At 44.6% G+C, this 17016-nt stretch carries 14 protein-coding genes; 7 read left to right on the top strand and 7 right to left on the bottom strand.

Going from position 1 to position 17016, the window contains the following annotated elements:
• Nucleotides 1-6 precede the first annotated feature (6 nt).
• The 6 genes from coaE to V7R39_RS08675 form a co-directional block, all read right to left on the bottom strand.
• On the bottom strand, nt 7-618 hold the full coding sequence (gene coaE / locus V7R39_RS08700) for a dephospho-CoA kinase (protein WP_334030080.1): 612 nt from the start codon (nt 616-618) through the stop codon (nt 7-9).
• 286 nt (nt 619-904) lie between these two features.
• Nucleotides 905-1828 carry a prepilin peptidase gene (locus tag V7R39_RS08695; protein ID WP_334030079.1) on the bottom strand — a complete coding sequence of 308 codons (924 nt, stop codon included), beginning with the start codon at nt 1826-1828 and terminating at the stop codon, nt 905-907.
• Nucleotides 1829-2059: 231 nt separating this feature from the next.
• Entirely contained in the window at nt 2060-3271 is a 1212-nt protein-coding gene (locus V7R39_RS08690) for a type II secretion system F family protein (RefSeq protein ID WP_334030078.1), read from the bottom strand.
• 92 nt (nt 3272-3363) lie between these two features.
• A complete protein-coding gene (locus V7R39_RS08685) occupies nt 3364-3789 on the bottom strand; it encodes a pilin (RefSeq protein WP_334030077.1) in 426 nt (141 codons plus the stop codon).
• A gap of 416 nt (nt 3790-4205) precedes the next feature.
• Nucleotides 4206-5060 (bottom strand): carboxylating nicotinate-nucleotide diphosphorylase, encoded by an 855-nt coding sequence (gene nadC / locus V7R39_RS08680; protein WP_334030219.1) that lies wholly within the window; start codon nt 5058-5060, stop codon nt 4206-4208.
• A gap of 32 nt (nt 5061-5092) precedes the next feature.
• Nucleotides 5093-5611 carry a retropepsin-like aspartic protease family protein gene (locus tag V7R39_RS08675; RefSeq protein ID WP_334030075.1) on the bottom strand — a complete coding sequence of 173 codons (519 nt, stop codon included), beginning with the start codon at nt 5609-5611 and terminating at the stop codon, nt 5093-5095.
• Nucleotides 5612-5826: 215 nt separating this feature from the next.
• On the opposite strand from V7R39_RS08675, the gene ampD reads away from it, so the two are divergent.
• The 7 genes from ampD (at nt 5827) to V7R39_RS08640 (ending at nt 15769) form a co-directional block, all read left to right on the top strand.
• Nucleotides 5827-6366 (top strand): 1,6-anhydro-N-acetylmuramyl-L-alanine amidase AmpD, encoded by a 540-nt coding sequence (gene ampD, locus V7R39_RS08670; protein ID WP_334030073.1) that lies wholly within the window; start codon nt 5827-5829, stop codon nt 6364-6366.
• Between the two features lie 159 nt (nt 6367-6525).
• The gene (gene ampE, locus V7R39_RS08665) at nt 6526-7431 is read left to right on the top strand and encodes a beta-lactamase regulator AmpE (RefSeq protein ID WP_334030071.1); all 906 of its coding nucleotides are present in this window, start codon (nt 6526-6528) and stop codon (nt 7429-7431) included.
• A 365-nt stretch (nt 7432-7796) separates the two neighbouring features.
• Nucleotides 7797-8543, top strand: coding sequence for a GntR family transcriptional regulator (locus tag V7R39_RS08660; protein WP_334030069.1), 747 nt, complete (start codon nt 7797-7799; stop codon nt 8541-8543).
• 187 nt (nt 8544-8730) lie between these two features.
• Nucleotides 8731-11406 carry a pyruvate dehydrogenase (acetyl-transferring), homodimeric type gene (gene aceE / locus V7R39_RS08655; RefSeq protein ID WP_032097493.1) on the top strand — a complete coding sequence of 892 codons (2676 nt, stop codon included), beginning with the start codon at nt 8731-8733 and terminating at the stop codon, nt 11404-11406.
• Nucleotides 11407-11432: 26 nt separating this feature from the next.
• On the top strand, nt 11433-13559 hold the full coding sequence (gene aceF, locus V7R39_RS08650) for a pyruvate dehydrogenase complex dihydrolipoyllysine-residue acetyltransferase (RefSeq protein WP_334030067.1): 2127 nt from the start codon (nt 11433-11435) through the stop codon (nt 13557-13559).
• A 141-nt stretch (nt 13560-13700) separates the two neighbouring features.
• Nucleotides 13701-15122 (top strand): dihydrolipoyl dehydrogenase, encoded by a 1422-nt coding sequence (lpdA, locus tag V7R39_RS08645; protein ID WP_334030066.1) that lies wholly within the window; start codon nt 13701-13703, stop codon nt 15120-15122.
• A 206-nt stretch (nt 15123-15328) separates the two neighbouring features.
• Nucleotides 15329-15769, top strand: a complete 441-nt coding sequence (locus tag V7R39_RS08640; protein ID WP_334030064.1) for a hypothetical protein — start codon at nt 15329-15331, stop codon at nt 15767-15769.
• Nucleotides 15770-15802: 33 nt separating this feature from the next.
• Here the strand turns inward: V7R39_RS08640 and V7R39_RS08635 are convergent, their stop codons facing one another.
• Nucleotides 15803-16885 (bottom strand): LysR family transcriptional regulator, encoded by a 1083-nt coding sequence (locus V7R39_RS08635; RefSeq protein ID WP_334030062.1) that lies wholly within the window; start codon nt 16883-16885, stop codon nt 15803-15805.
• Nucleotides 16886-17016: the final 131 nt, after the last annotated feature.

Genomic DNA, 17016 nt, shown 5'->3' with positions numbered 1-17016 from the left:
TTAGAGTCAGAGGGTTCTTGAAGCTTGCCTTAATAATTGATGATGTAAATCTGCTACCTGCTGCTTAAGCGATAGTAAGCTTGTATTATTATCTAATACATAGTCAGCCGCATTTAAACGTTCTTCGCGGGTAGCTTGGGCATCCATAATGTTCTTTATCGTTTCTACATCACTGCTATCTCTATTCACTGCACGAGTCAGCTGCGTGCTTTCGCTGCAGTCAACCACAACGACTTTGTTGCACATCATAGTGAGGTTGTTTTCAACAAGAAGCGGTACAGAGAGTATGCAGTAAGCGCTGGCAGACTTTGCTATCAGATGCTGCATACGCTCCCGTATGAGGGGGTGAAGTAAGCTATTAAGCCAGTCTTTCGCAGTGCTATCGGTAAACACTAACTTACGAAGTTGTGCTCTATCAAGGGTGCCACTGCTCAGCAGCACATTATCGCCAAAGCGCTCGACAATACGCTGCAACCCAGTGGTGCCGGGTAAAACCACATCTCGTGCTACTTCATCGGCATCGACAACGTCAATACCATGGGTTTTAAATAAATCGGTAGCGGCCGATTTACCGCTACCAATACCGCCAGTCAGGCCAACAACAAATGTGTTATTCAATTTTTACTCTCCCAGACACGTGAAACAAACACACTAAGCCAATCAATTTATCCAACACATTTAGCAAGCACATCCCGCAGGTGTTTATTCGCTAAACGTTCTAGTTTCCGAACTCGTGCTGTTTGACAGCTGCGCCTCTGTTGAACTGTAAGCTTGAGTTATAAGCTCGACTGATAAATTGACGTTGCCGAACTAAATTTTTCAAAGCTAATTAGGGCGTGTTAATCCTCGTTGTAGGAGTTTTGGGCTAAATGTAAAGCAAAGACCAACACGCCCTAGTCTATTGCTATAAAACCATATCGAGGTAGGTGGTAATAATAACGTCTTTGTATAAAAGCGTCAGCCAGCCTGCAACTGCTAAGTAAGGCCCAAAAGGGATCGCCAGCGATTTACCCTTATTTTGTATCATCATAATGGCAATCCCGATAATGGCGCCCACAAAGGACGACAGTAAAATAATAACCGGCAGGCCCTGCCAGCCAGTATAGGCCCCAAGCGCAGCCAGCAATTTAAAATCGCCATAGCCCATACCTTCCTTGCCAGTCACTAACTTAAACAGCCAATAAACAGACCATAAGCTTAAATACCCTGCAGCAGCGCCAATTATGGCATCGGTAGTGCCAACAAAAACGTCACTCGTGCTTAATAGTAAACCAAGCCAAAGCAGTGGCAGCGTAAGTTGGTCTGGCAGCAACATTTTGTCCACGTCGATGAAAATAAGCGAAATAAGTACATAGGTAATTAAAATGGCCCACACGGCTTGGGACGTTGGCCCAAAGTGATATGCAGTAAACGTACAGGCGATAGCAGTAAAAAGCTCTACCAGTGGATAGCGAGGGGAAATGCCCGTTTTACAGTTGGCACATTTGCCTTTTAAAAACAAATAGCTGAGTACTGGAATATTTTCCCACGCTCGAATGGTATGCCCACACTTAGGGCAGGTGCTATCAGGCTTTACTAGGTTAAACGGGGCCGAGGGGGTAGGGCGGGTAGAGAATGCAGTATCAACAGCAGAAGCAGCATTGGCGTCTTCATCACTATTTACTTCAGCAAAGTAACTGTCGTACTCTTCTTGCCAGCTTCGCTCCATCATAATTGGCAGGCGATAAATAACCACATTCAAAAAACTGCCAACCATCAGGCTAACCAGAAAAACGAACACGTAAAAGAACTCTGGGTGGAGTTGACTGAGGGTAATTATTGCATCCATTAAAGCAGTTCCATTAATGTAATTCTGTTATCAGCAACGTATTTACGCGCTACCTATACCTAACAGAATAAGAAAAAGCCCGCGACAGTGCGAGCTAGTTATTTGTTATTGTTTTTAAGCAGCGTGATTCACACTTTCCTTTGAGAGAGCTTGCTAGCCTTTGTGCTAGCTTTTGTGCTAGTTCTACGCTGAGCTCATTCGAGCAAACATTTATAAAAATGCTTAAGTAATTTATACCACGTTACCCATATCGAAAATAGGTAGGTACATGGCCACAATTAAACCGCCAATTACCACGCCTAATACCGCCATAATCATAGGCTCAAGTAAGCTGGTTAAACCATCTACCATATCATCTACTTCGGCTTCATATATTGTGGCAATCTTGCTTAGCATCTCATCAACAGCACCAGACTCTTCACCAATAGCAATCATCTGCGTCACCATATCGGGAAATACGTTGGTCGCGCGCATGGCCACATGCATGGGGATACCGCCCGCTACTTCTTTACGCATATATAATATCGCTTCCCTATATACGGCATTGCCAGATGCGCCTGCGGCAGATTCAAGGGCACCGATAAGGGGCACACCTGCGGCGAACGTTGTTGCAAGGGTGCGGGTGAAGCGAGCAATACTAGCCTTCTTTAGAATTTCGCCAATCACAGGTATTTTCAATACCAATCTATCGCAACGATCGCGTAAGTTTTGGCTTTTTTTATAAGCTCGCCCAAATAAATAGCCAGCAATACCCACGGCTATGGCAATAAAAATACCGTAATCTTGTACAAATCGAGAGATGCCCAAAACGAACTGCGTAAATGCGGGTAACTCAGCCCCAAAGCTACTAAATATTTCTTCAAATTGAGGCACCACAAAAATAAGTAGGATGGTGGTGACTATAAAGGCCACTACGACTACTGCAATAGGATAAAACATGGCCTTTTTAATTTTAGATTTTAGGGCTTCTGCTTTTTCTTTGTAAGTCGCAATTCTATCGTAAATAAGTTCAAGTGCACCGGACTGTTCACCGGTATAAACCAAGTCGCAGTACAGATCGTCGAAATAATTAGGATGTTTTCTAAGAGCTGAAGATAATGGGTTACCCGCTTTAACTTCTTCAGTTATCTCTCCTAAAAGTTTGCGCATGCTTACTTTTGCATGGCCTTGGGCAATCATTTCAAGAGACTGGATAAGCGTTACACCGGCGCTAAGCATAGTAGCTATTTGGCGAGAGGTGACTGATATGTCTGCCGCATTTATTTTTGCACCACCAGAGCCAAATAGGGGTTTTGCCAGTTTTTTTACCTTGTTTGCAGATATACCCTGGCGGCGTAATAGGTTTTTAGCTTCAGAAAGAGAGATTGCTGATATTTCGCCTTTGCGAGTTTGACCCCTTTTGTCTTTTCCCTGCCAAGTGTAAGTGGCTGCTGCTTTTGCCATAACCGAATCTCAAAGCCTGGTTAAATAAAGAACATTAATGTAAAAAACGAAAAAACCCGACAGGCGCCGGGTTTCTGATTATCGTATCGATACTAGCAAAGGCCAGAGTTTACACAACCACCTGTTCTTTCCCAACTTACTGCGCCATTCGCAATCGTACCAGTCAGGATTAGTGTATCTGTCGCAGCAATACCGCTACCTGCAACTGGAGTGACTGTAATAGTGTAGCCATTAGCTGCATCACCACCGAGTGCTATAGTATTAACCGTGTCGGCATTTGTCCATCCTGTATTAACCGCAATATCAGTGCAGTCTGCTGGTACGCCAGTTTGCGCACAAACTTCAACAGCTGTTTTAGCTGCGCTAGATGCTGAAATTACTTCGCTGTAGGTAGCACGTGCTGTATAAGTCTGATACGCAGGCAATGCAATTGCTGCAAGAATACCGATGATTGCAACAACAATCATTAATTCGATTAAGGTAAAACCTTTTTGGTTTGCTTTATTCATTTTCATCATGGTCTATCTCCGGGACGCGTATAACACGCTAAGTTTAAATAAATTCAAATTGACGTTTATACCCGAGTCGTCCTTAAACGCCCCTGGTACTTGATGCTCAGTATAGAATTTTCTTTGCCTATGACAAGTATATAGAACTATACCTATGTCTGACTCAGTCAGTATGCCACGTTCGTTCACGCCATTGCAGCTCTATGTTATTGAACTTTCGTATAAAACTATTACCATTGTCAAAGTATGTTGAACAATACAGGTCGTAAGATTTAATGTTTCATATACTGACCTTCGCTCAATTAATCGTTACAGGTGCTCACTGCCGTTTTCGTTTTACACAGTCGCCGATAATTTTGGTTGATTTTCGGCTTATTAACTTTTCAATATCAAGTGCTGTAAGTACAAGTAAACGAATTACCGTCTTAATCTAACTGGATACGCAGCGATAAATCAATAGCTTGCACGTGCTTTGTTAGTGCACCTGAAGAGATATAATCTACCCCAAGTTTTGATAACGAGGCCAAACGCTCATCGGTGATGTTGCCAGACACTTCAAGCTTACACTGTGCGTTATTCATAACTACTGCCTGCTGGATCTGTTCGTTAGTAAAGTTGTCTAGCATTACAATATCAGCACCGGCATTAAGGGCCTGTTGAAATTCTTCAATGCTCTCAACTTCAACCTCAACCGTTTTTCCTGGCATGTTGGCTTTTGCGCGGCTTATTGCGTTGTGAATACTGCCGCAGGAGAAAATGTGATTCTCTTTAATTAAGAAGGCGTCGAACAGCCCAACACGGTGGTTTTGCCCTCCGCCACAGCGTACGGCATATTTTTGCGCGTATCTAAGCCCTGGAAGGGTTTTTCTTGTATCAAGAATTTTGGTATTTGTACCGGCTAAATACTTGGTGTAAGAAGCGGTTACTGTTGCACTGCCTGATAAGGTTTGTAAGAAGTTAAGCGCGGTGCGTTCAGCGGTCAGAATCGCTCGGGCAGAGCCAGACAAGCTCACTAACACCGTATCAGCTTCTACATGGTCACCGTCTTTTACATGCCAAGTTACCGACACTGACTCGTCTATTAAGGCAAACGCTTGGTTTACCCAAGCAACACCGCAAATAACGCAAGGCTCTCTGGTAATGATGGTGGCACTTGCTGTTACTTCTTTATCAATTAGGTTGGCAGTTATGTCGTTATCGGCATTCAGTTCACCACCTAAGTCTTCAATGAGGGCTTGAGAAACCTGTTCGCGGATGGCTTGTATATCGGGTGACGTCATCTTCATCGCTGTTGTCTTTTCACTTTGTCTTGTCAGAGGGTACGCAATATTAACCAATCGCCACGCTGAGTAAACTCTAATTGGCGAAGAACGCTCATTCCGAGCAATATATGGTTATCTTGCATACCAGGGTTTAAGTTAGCTTTTACATTTCGTACTTCTATATCACCAATGCGAAGTGTGTCTATGGTGGATTCGGCTATTCTGACCGTTCCGTTTGCGGTTCTGGCCAGTGCTTGGCGGCCTGCCTGCAATTGAAGCTTACTGGCTAAATGCGCTGGCACAGCAACATCCGTCGCACCAGTGTCGACTAAAAAGACAACCTCTTCACCGTTAATATAGCCGCTGGTAACATAATGGCCCTGACGGTTCTGTTTAAGGCGCACTTCGGTTTGCGATCCCATTTGCTGCGAAATAGGCGTGCTATTCGGGTTAACTTGTTTTTCCAATAGGCCGGAAAAAACATACACAAGTAAACCCAGTCCGCACACCCACGCTAATAGCACCATCCACTTTCCTGCGGTGCTTGTTTCATTGTGTTCCTGAGACATTACTCTCCCGTTAGAGCGCTTATCATCGCTTTTATACTAGTTGTTTCCTTAGCTTTTTTCATCGCTTTTTAGAACCTACCTTTGGCTTACGTTATTGATTTTGTCAGTACAGGAATGTAACACTTCTATATCGACAGACACTTTATATGTACCATTTCATAGTTTAATCTGCTGCCAAACATAAACGTAAACCCCACATCGAGGCGCTTCACCCTATGCTGAAATACGACAATGCGACCTTTGTACCGTCTCCTCACTGTGATGCTCGTCCTGATGACGCACAAGTAAGCCTGCTGGTGGTTCACAATATTTCTCTACCACCCTCCCAATTTGGTACGTCGGGAATTCGTGATTTGTTTATGGGGCAGCTTAATATTAATGAACACCCTTTTTACCGGGAAATTGCCGGTCTTCGGGTATCGGCACATTGTGTAATATATCGTACGGGTGAAATTGAGCAATTTGTTCCATTTAACCAGCGGGCATGGCATGCAGGTCTGTCCACTTATCAGGGTAAAAGCAGGTGTAATGACTTTTCCATTGGTATCGAACTTGAAGGCACTGACACGTTGGCTTACACCGATAAACAGTATAGCGCATTGACAAAACTGACTCATTTCATCGTTAAGCACTATCCTCATATCTCGTTAGGGCGTATCGTAGGTCATAACGATATCGCGCCAGGGCGAAAAACCGACCCTGGCGTTGCATTTGATTGGGCTAGGTATAGAAAGACCCTTATCAATTTACTGTAGGTCACTCTTAGTAAACAAAGTAGTAAACCAAGTGATAAAATGAGTAATAAAATGAATGCCGATAAAGTGGGTCACCGCGCTTAGTCAGGCTCAATTAACAACTAAGATAAGTACGTGCATTGCGTCAAATAACCGGAAGCGATTTACCACATGATTTTAATGAGTTTGCTATTAGTACTTAGTTTAGAGCGATTAGTAAGTAAAGAGCCTCGTTGGCATATTGAAAAGTACGCCAGTCAATATCGCGAGTGGCTTATTAAAAAGCGCTGGCTGTCTAAAAAGAACACGCCTGCATCATTGTACCTGTGCCTGCTAACTCCGGCCGTTGTACTTGCAGCAATAGAATATTTTGTTTTCGGCGCTTTTCTCACGTTTATCGAGCAAAGCGTTGTCCTATTTATCTGCATCGGTTGCCCTGCACTAAGAGCTACGTATAAATGCTTCTTAAATGCGGCAGAGCGAAATGATTTGCAGGCCTGTAGTATGTACACCGACCAATTGGGTCACTGTACCAATGAGCGTGATGGTCAAAGTAGTCTTAACGAAAACGCAAATAATGAAGAGGCTGACGACACGAGTAGCGCAAAGTATCAAGGTCAAAGCTTTGGACAACATTTAACATGGCTCAATTATCAGCACTACGCAGCCGTTATGCTGTGGTTTATCGCGTTTGGCGCGCCTGGCGCATTATTTTACAGCCTGAGTAGAAGTACTACCGAAGCGCTATGCGCAGCTAGTCATCCTATGCGCGAAACCGCCGCTCGCCTCATGTTCGCATTAGATTATATTCCGGTGCGAATTACCGCATTTGGTATGTTGATGATGGGGCACTTTTCTCGTGCATTACCAGAATGGATTAAATATGCGCTGCAATTAGATGTATCTGCCTACGACGTACTCACGATTATTTCGGCGAAAGCTGAAATGCTGACGTCGGAAGAACAAGCGCTACAGGCTGAAAATGCATCGGTTGAACCCAAGGTGCTTGTAAAATTAGCAAAACGTAATGTTATTTTTTTACTGGTTGTAACGTCGGCACTTACGGTTATAGGTAGTCTCGCATAATCACTATTTTTAACATTTAAAACGTTGAAAGCATTTGGTCTAGTAAAAAACTGTTGCTAGATCAGGTGCTTTTGTCTTTTCACCTACTTTCAACTTCTCATCAGACCAGTAATGGTTTAAATACTTTTCTTAACAAATTCAACAATAAAGCTTAACAGACAGCAAACTCAGTCAGGTTTGCTATGCTTGAGAGTATTTACCTTAAAAACGATCTGCCTTAAACTGTATAGGTAAAATGGTATTACCAATTTTGTCTGGGGTTACATCAATACCATTAATTTAGCGTATTCACAGCTGTTATTTACACCGAAGGGCTTTACCTAAGAGCTAAGCCAAAACAGTACACCAGAGGAACTAGAGGCCGCATGCGTCAGCAGCGAAAAAAACTAGCAGATGTCATAACTGAGCAACTTGAATCTATGATTCTTGATGGTTCTCTGTTGGCGGGGCAAAAATTGCCGCCAGAGCGAGAGCTGGCGCAAAAGTTTGATGTGTCTCGTCCTTCTTTACGTGAAGCTATTGGTAATCTGCAGGCCCGTGGTCTAGTAGAAAGAAAGCAAGGTGGCGGTACGTTTGTCAACCGCAATCTCAATGCAGCAATGAAAGATCCACTCATGGATTTAGTGAGCAAACGTCCAGAAACTCAGTTTGATTTACTCGAATTTCGCCATGCCTTAGAAGGTATGTCGGCTTATTACGCTGCGCTTCGTGGGCAACCAGAAGATATTGAGGCACTAACCCAGGCGCTAAATGAGCTTCCGTCGCCAAAAGTGAGCGAGAGTAAGCGCGCTCAGGCCGAGGCGCTAGGGCAGTTTTACATCATCATGGCTCGAGCTTCGCACAATATGGTGCTGCTTCACGTAATGAGTACCATGCAAAGTATGTTGGTTGACAACATAGAACGAAATTTAGACATGCTGGCGATGCACACCGATGCCGTGGCAGATATTGCCAAACAGCGACGAGAAATTGTGGAAGCCATAGCGTCGCAAGATCCAGAAGCGGCTCGTCAAGCATGTAACACGCATTTGGCGTTTATCGAGAAAACGCTGTTAACCATTAATCAGCGCGACACTCGTGTCCAGCGAGCGTTGCGTCGTTTAGAGATTTAGCCTCGAGCACGCTGCTCGCGGTTAATTATTCGCAGAGGCCGGTCGGGTTGTACCCGTGCCACTGCCCAAGCAGGTGAGCCAGAACGGGTCACTGTGAGTACAACGTAGTTTAGTATTCCTCCTTCAACGCAGGGTGTAAATGTTGCGTAAGGAGGTTTTTCTATATAAGCAAAAATAGGATGGCACCATGACTGATATGATGCACCAAGATGTGGACCCTCAAGAAACTAAAGAGTGGCTAGATGCACTCGAATCAGTATTTGAAGAGGAAGGTGTAGAACGCGCTCATTACTTACTTGAGAAGCTTGTTGATAAAGCTCGCCGTAGTGGAGCTCACTTACCGTACGACGCCACAACAGCGTATATCAACACTATACCCGCAGCGCAAGAGCCTAACATGCCTGGCGATCTCACTATCGAAGCGCGCATCCGTGCGGCAATTCGTTGGAACGCACTAATGATAGTGTTACGCGCGTCCAAGAAAGATTTAGAACTTGGTGGTCACATTGGTAGCTTTGCCTCTTCAGCCATGCTGTACGATGTTGGCTTTAACCACTTTTTCAAAGCGCCAACTGATGGTAACGGCGGCGACTTTATATTCGCTCAGGGCCACATTTCTCCAGGTATTTACGCTCGTTCTTTCATCGAAGGTAACTTAACGGAAGAGCAGCTAAACAACTTCCGTCAAGAGTGTAACGGCGATGGACTATCATCATACCCGCACCCGCATTTGATGAAAGACTACTGGCAGTTCCCAACAGTATCTATGGGCCTTGGTCCACTTCAAGCGATATACACAGCACGTTTCTTAAAATACCTCACTAACCGCGGTATTAAAGACTGTTCAGCTCAGCGCGTATACTGCTACATGGGTGATGGTGAGTGTGATGAGCCAGAGTCATTGGGTGCCATTGGCTTAGCGTCTCGCGAAGGCTTAGACAACCTAACATTTGTTATTAACTGTAACTTACAGCGCTTAGACGGCCCTGTACGTGGTAATGGCAAAATTATCCAAGAGCTTGAAGGTACATTCCGCGGCGCAGGCTGGGAAGTGGTTAAAGTTATTTGGGGTAGTTACTGGGATGAACTTCTTGCCCGCGATAAATCAGGCAAGCTCATTCAGCTTATGGGCGAAACCGTTGACGGTGAATACCAGAACTGTAAAGCGAAGGGCGGTAAGTACACCCGCGAAAACTTCTTTAACAAGTACCCAGAAACAAAAGCGTTAGTGGCTAACTATTCAGATGAAGACATCTGGCGCTTAAATCGTGGTGGGCACGATCCGGTTAAGGTATTTGCTGCATATCAAAAAGCCATCGATACCAAAGGTCGCCCAACGGTTATTCTTGCGAAAACCGTTAAAGGATTTGGTCTTGGCTCATCGGGTGAAGCGCAAAACGTGGCTCACAACGTGAAGAAAATGGAAGTGGAATCTATTAAGAAATTCCGTGACCGTTTCAACATTCCTATTGAAGACGACAAAATTGCCGATCTTCCGTACTACCGCTTCCCAGAAGACAGTGAAGAACTTAAGTATCTGAAAGAGCGCCGTGAGGCACTTGGCGGATATCTTCCAGCGCGCAGAGAGCAAGCAGAAGAACAGTTAGAAGTACCAGAGCTAAAGGCCTTTGACGCTATTTTAAAAGGCTCTGGCGATCGTCAAGTGTCATCTACCATGACCTTTGTTCGCGTACTTAACGCGTTGCTTAAAGATAAGAAAATTGGTAAACGCATTGTGCCAATTATTCCTGATGAAGCCCGTACATTCGGTATGGAAGGTCTGTTCCGTCAGGTAGGTATTTACGCTAATGAGGGACAAAAATACGTTCCACAAGATGCCGACCAAGTGGCTTACTATCGCGAAGATAAGAAAGGTCAGGTACTGCAAGAAGGTATTAACGAACTAGGCGCAATGGCGTCTTGGGTAGCGGCGGGGACGTCTTACTCAACGTGTAACGCGACCACTATTCCTTTCTATATCTACTACTCAATGTTCGGTTTCCAACGTGTTGGCGACTTAGCATGGGCAGCGGGCGACAGTCAGGCCCGTGGTTTCCTATTAGGTGCTACAGCAGGTAGAACAACACTCAATGGTGAAGGTCTACAGCACCAAGATGGCCACTCACATGTACAGGCTAACTTAATTCCTAACTGTGTAACGTACGATCCGACGTATGGCTACGAAGTGGCGGTTATCGTACAAGATGGCTTGCGCCGTATGTACGGTGAAAACGAAAACGTTTTCTACTACCTCACGTTAATGAATGAAAACTATCAGCACCCTGCGATGCCTGAAGATGATGATATTGCAGAGCAAATCATCAAAGGTATTTATAAGCTAGAGCGTGTTGAAGGCAAGAAAGCTAAGCACAATGTTCAGTTAATGGGCTCGGGCACTATTTTGAATGAAGTGCGCAAAGCGGCGCAAATTCTTAGTGACGATTACGATGTGTCTTCTGACGTGTACTCGGTAACGTCTTTCAACGAGCTGGCTCGTGAAGGTCAAGGCATAGCACGCTGGAACATGCTTAACCCAGAGGCAGAGCAAAAAACACCGTATATAAGTCAAGTGATCACAAAAGATGCAGGCCCAGCAATTTCTGCAACAGACTACGTGAAGAACTACTCTGACCAAGTTCGCGCTTTCATCGATACAGAATATCGTTGTTTAGGTACAGACGGCTTCGGAAGAAGTGACAGCCGTGAAAACTTGCGTACGCATTTCGAAGTGAATGCTGCCTACATTGTAGTGGCATCACTTTACGAACTTGCACAGCGCGGTGACGTTGAGAAAAAAGTGGTGGCAGATGCCATTAAGCGTTTTGAAATTAACGCTGAAAAACTTAACCCACTTTACGCCTAGTCACAGACACATAAGGTATTTTACATATGTCAGATATTCAAAAGATTGTCGTTCCCGATGTTGGTGGTGACGAAGTTGAAGTTATCGAACTGTGTGTCTCCGTTGGTGACACATTAGAGGCAGATGAAGGGATTGTTACTGTAGAGAGCGATAAAGCATCTATGGACATTCCTGCGCCGTTTGAAGGCGAAATAGTAAGCCTCTCTGTTGCCGTGGGTGACAAGATTAAAGAAGGCGACGTTATCGGCGAGATCAAAACCAGTGCTGACTCTGAGGAGAACAGCTCTGAGGCTGATGATTCTAAGGCTAATGATTCTGAGGCTAATGATTCTGAGGCCAATGATTCTGAGGCAAGTAGCTCAGCAGACAGCGCCGAGTCAGACAGTGAGTCATCTTCAAACGAATCGCCTAAAGAAGAGTCTGAATCAACATCAGACTCTGCTAAGTCTTCAGGCGGCAACGTGATTGACGTTGCTGTACCCGATATTGGTGAAGACGGCGAAGTTGACGTTATCGACGTGCTAGTTGCGGTAGGCGATACCATTGAAAAAGAAGATGGTTTAATTACGCTAGAAACTGACAAGGCAACTATGGACGTGCCCTCTAGTCACGCCGGTACCGTAAAAGAAGTTCTCATAAGCAATGGCGATAAAGTTAAAGAAGGCACCGTGGTTATCAAGCTTGAGGTGGGTGGTTCTGACTCATCCGAAAGCGCCGAAAGCTCGAGCACTGACTCTTCAGATAGCGCTGACAAAGACGCCGAGTCGTCAAGCGCCGCATCTTCTGATTCGTCATCAAGTGAAGTAATTGAAGTCGCCGTTCCCGATATTGGTGAAGACGGTGAAGTTGATGTTATCGACGTACTTGTGTCAGTTGGCGACACCATTGAAAAAGAAGATGGTCTGATTACCCTTGAAACCGATAAAGCCACCATGGATGTGCCATCGACACATTCAGGTACAGTAAAAGAAGTGCTTATTTCAACAGGCGATAAGGTTAAGCAAGGCACACTAGTGGTGAAGTTAGAAACTAGTGGTGGCGCGTCAACCTCTTCAGCAAAAGAAGAAAGTAAATCTGAAGCACCTAAGCAGTCAGACTCTTCTAGTAAAGAAGCTGCGGACAAGAAGACTGAAGAAAAGTCAAAAGCGCCAGCACAAAAGCCTGCGCCGGCTAAAGCAGACACAGGCTCTGACTCTGGCTCAGACAAAGAAGGCAATGACGGAAAAGCTCATGCTTCACCATCGGTGCGCCGAGTGGCCCGAGAGTTCGGTGTCGACCTCACCTTGGTAAAAGGCTCAGGTCGTAAGAATCGTATTTTGAAAGAAGACGTTCAAGAATACGTCAAAGCTGAACTGGCTAAGCCTAAAACGGCTGCCGCGTCAGGTAATGCACCTGTGGGTGACAATGTACTTCAAATTGTGCCGGTTAAACCTGTTGATCACAGTAAGTTTGGTGAAATTGAAGAGCAGAAGCTATCGCGTATCCAGAAAATATCGGGGCCGTTCTTACATCGTAACTGGGCTACAATTCCACACGTTACGCAGTTTGATGAGGCCGACTTTACTGACGTTGAAGCGTTCCGCAAAGAACAAAATGCTTACCACGCAAAAGTTAAGTCTGGTTTAAAAATCACGCCACTTGTTTTTGTTATGAAGGCGGTAGCGAAAGCGCTAGAAAAATACGAAGTGTTCAACTCGTCGCTATCTGAAGATGGCGAAAGCTTGATCATTAAGAAGTTCATCAATATCGGTATTGCGGTGGAAACTCCTGGCGGCCTTGTCGTACCTGTAATCAAAGATGTAAACAAAAAAGGCATTGAGCAACTGTCTCAAGAGCTTATTGATACCTCTAAGAAGGCACGTGAAGGTAAGTTGAAGTCTACCGATATGCAAGGCGGCACGTTCACTATATCTAGCCTAGGTGGTATTGGCGGTACGGCGTTTACACCAATTGTTAATGCACCAGAAGTGGGTATTTTAGGTGTCTCTAAATCAGAGATGAAACCAAAGTGGAATGGCAATGAATTTGAACCTCGTTTAATGGTTCCGTTAAGCTTGTCATACGACCACCGCGTTATTGATGGCGCAGTAGGTGCAAGGTTTGCTGCAGAAGTTGCTGCTAACCTAACTGATTTACGTAGAATTATACTTTAAAAAAAGTCGTATAATGTTTACATTATGATGAATATTTTTAACGATTTTATAGGCCCTTAGGGCGGTATTTAGGTTATGCTAACACCTATGTGTGTAAGCAACGTGTGTTAGCATAATCAAAAAAGAGGATTGAGGTTCACAATGAGCGAAATTAAAACGCAATTAGTGGTACTGGGCGGCGGCCCTGGCGGTTATTCTGCAGCATTCCGTGCGGCCGATTTAGGCGTTGAAACAGTTATCGTAGACTCGCGCGATTCATTGGGCGGTGTATGTCTTAATGTAGGCTGTATTCCATCAAAAGCACTGCTTCACGTTGCAAAAGTAATGAAAGAAGCTAAGCACTTGGCAAGTCATGGCGTGAGCTTTGGTGAGCCAAAGATTGATTTAGATAAAGTTCGTGACTATAAAGACGGTGTTGTTAAGCAGCTTACCAACGGCCTTGCTGGTATGTCTAAAATGCGCAAAACCCAGCATGTTAAAGGGTATGGTAAATTCACTGGCAGCAATACTCTTGAAGTGCAAGGCGACGACGGCGTTACCATTATTACGTTTGAAAAAGCGATTATTGCTGCGGGCTCTGAGCCAATCAGCTTGCCATTCATTCCAGAAGACGATCGCGTAATCGACTCAACTGGCGCTTTGGAAATGAAAGATATTCCAGAGAAAATGCTAGTGCTTGGCGGTGGTATTATTGGTCTTGAAATGGGCACAGTGTACGAAGCGCTTGGCTCTAACGTTGACGTAGTTGAGTTTTTAGACCAGCTTATTCCAGCTGCCGATAAAGACATCATGAAAGTATTCATGAAAGACTACAAAGAAAAATTCAACATTATGCTTGAAACCAAAGTGACTGCGGTTGAAGCAAAAGACGATGGTTTGTACGTTACCTTTGAAGGCAAAAAAGCACCTGCTGAACCAGTTCGTTACGATAAAGTACTTGTAGCAGTTGGCCGTAAGCCAAATGGTAACTTAGTGAGCGCTGATAAAGCCGGCGTAAATGTTGATGAGCGTGGTTTTATCAATGTTGATAAACAAATGCGTACTAACGTAGACCATATTTTTGCCATTGGCGACCTTGTTGGTCAGCCTATGCTTGCGCACAAAGCAGTTCATGAAGGTCATGTTGCTGCAGAAGTGGTTGCTGGCCAGAAGCACTATTTCGACCCACGTGCTATTCCTTCAGTTGCCTATACAGAGCCAGAAGTTGCTTGGGTTGGTTTAACTGAGAAAGAAGCAAAAGAGCAGGGCGTAAACTACGAAGTCGCGTCGTTCCCGTGGGCTGCATCAGGCCGCGCAATTGCTCAGGATTCTACTAACGGTTTGACTAAGATGATTTTCGATAAAGACTCTGGTCGCGTTATCGGTGGTGCAATGGTTGGTACTAACGCGGGCGAAATGCTTGGCGAAATTGGCCTAGCTATTGAGATGGGTGCTGACGGCGAAGACGTTGCACTTACTATTCATGCTCACCCTACGCTAAACGAATCAATTGGACTAGCGTCTGAAATATTCGAAGGAAGCATCACTGATTTGCCAAACCCTAAGGCAAAGAAAAAGAAATAAATCGCTTTTTTCTGATGTAATCAAAACCCGCTGCACAGCGGGTTTTTTGCGTAGCGACGTTGTCAAACGTTAACGATAACGTAAGAGTTAATGCTTTTGCCTTTTTTATTTTTTACTGGATTATTTTAGCATTATCACTAACACTGAGACGTAGCGTGAAGATAGCGAATAGGCGTTGTATCGGTGTTCAATAAGCGTGGTAAAAAATGACTGAAGCTGAAAATAGAATAGTCAATATAAACTCGAAGCATGGTGAGTATGCCATTGAGCTTAAAGGCAATATCATTCGAGTTGACGGCAAAGGTGTTATTAACAAGTCCATACTTGAGCAATATTTAGAAGACGTAAGGACAATTACCAGTGCGTTGCAAGGACAGCCTTGGGGATTTTTAGGGTTCGTAAACGGTACTGGAATCCTCACGCCCGAAGCCGAGCATGCGCTGGTGGTGTCTATTCAAGTGCGCAAGCAGTTTGGTATGAGGGCATGTGCGCTCGTTGTCACTAATGCAGATATTCCTAGCCTTGTGAAAAATCAATTTGAACGAGTGTATCAACGTGCACAAATTGATTATCGGTTCTGTGCAAGTGAAGATGAAGCATATCTATGGTTAGGTACACAAGATTGCTCAACCGCTTTCACTGAGTAGCTAAGCGGTTGCAGCCTATTAATTATATAAGATTTACGCAATTACCTTGTCTTTAGGTGTAGGTTGTGGCGTAGTCTTTTCAACGCTACCGTTTATGCTGTGTAAATTTGCTGGAGTGAATTCGCTGCTGTCCATATTGCGCTGTGCCATTAGGCGTTTCACCGTATCTTCACAATACCCTTTTCTGCAGCATTGCGACAACAGTAACTTGTGGCGCTGCGCCCGTTCACGAATAAATTTCACAACTAGCCCTCGCAGCCACTGCAACCCAGCGTCTTGGTCTTGACGTTTGTGCCACATTACCGACAGTGATGAGCTTACAATTTCCACGGGTGTTTCGAATACAGCCAGCTCACCAGAAAATATTTCTTTTTCAACCACCAAAGACGGTACTACACAAATAAGATCACTTTCTTTCAACAGCGGCGCCGCGTTGTAAAATTGATTCACTGACATTGCTACACGCCTTTTTAACCCAAGGTTAGCCAATACTTGGTCAGTCGGGCCAGTAACATCACCGGTCATCGACACTAGCAAATGATCAGCTGCAACGAAGTCATCTAATGTAAGTTGAGATGCAGCAAGGGGGTGGTCGGGACGCATCACTACTACCCAGCTAGGATCTAACGCATGCTCTGCGCGAATTACCGAATCAGGCTCTTGATGCTTTGAAAATGTTAACTCAGCCTCAGCGTCTTTTAATATTTTGTCTGTTTCCATATCGTAATTTGGAATTGCGTGAATATTAATGCCGGGTGCCTCATTTTCAATCACCTTTCTAAGAGGGCCCCATACCATAGAAACAATACTGTCGGTAGCGGCTATACGAAAAGTGCGTTTAGCAGTAGCGGGATCAAAATTGGTGGGGTTAACCGCCACCTCAAGCTCACCTAATGGTCCTTGAATCTGACTCCATAAATTCTTTGCATAAGACGTGGGCTGAATTCCTCTTCCGTCTTTTACAAACAGTTCATCTTTCCATGCGCTTCGCATCCTCGACAGCGCGTTTGAAACAGCGGGCTGAGTCATTGAAAGCCTGTCTGCTGCTCGTGTAATCGCACCTTCTGTCATAATGGCATCAAATATCATGAGTAAATTTAAATCGTGTTGGCGCATTGTAGTCTCCATCGAAGCTCAAATTACTGGGCGCAGTTTTGTCTCTATCCCCACATTTTACATTATTTGCACCGAGCATTAACGCAACTTTTACAGTAGTAGTATGCATCATAAAATGTGATGTGTTGCAT

Origin of the sequence: Alteromonas sp. P256, from assembly GCF_036864455.1 — a bacterium.
Taxonomy (GTDB): domain Bacteria; phylum Pseudomonadota; class Gammaproteobacteria; order Enterobacterales; family Alteromonadaceae; genus Alteromonas.
The sequence above is the reverse complement of the archived record's forward strand: the minus strand, read 5'-3'. Positions and strand labels throughout refer to the sequence as shown.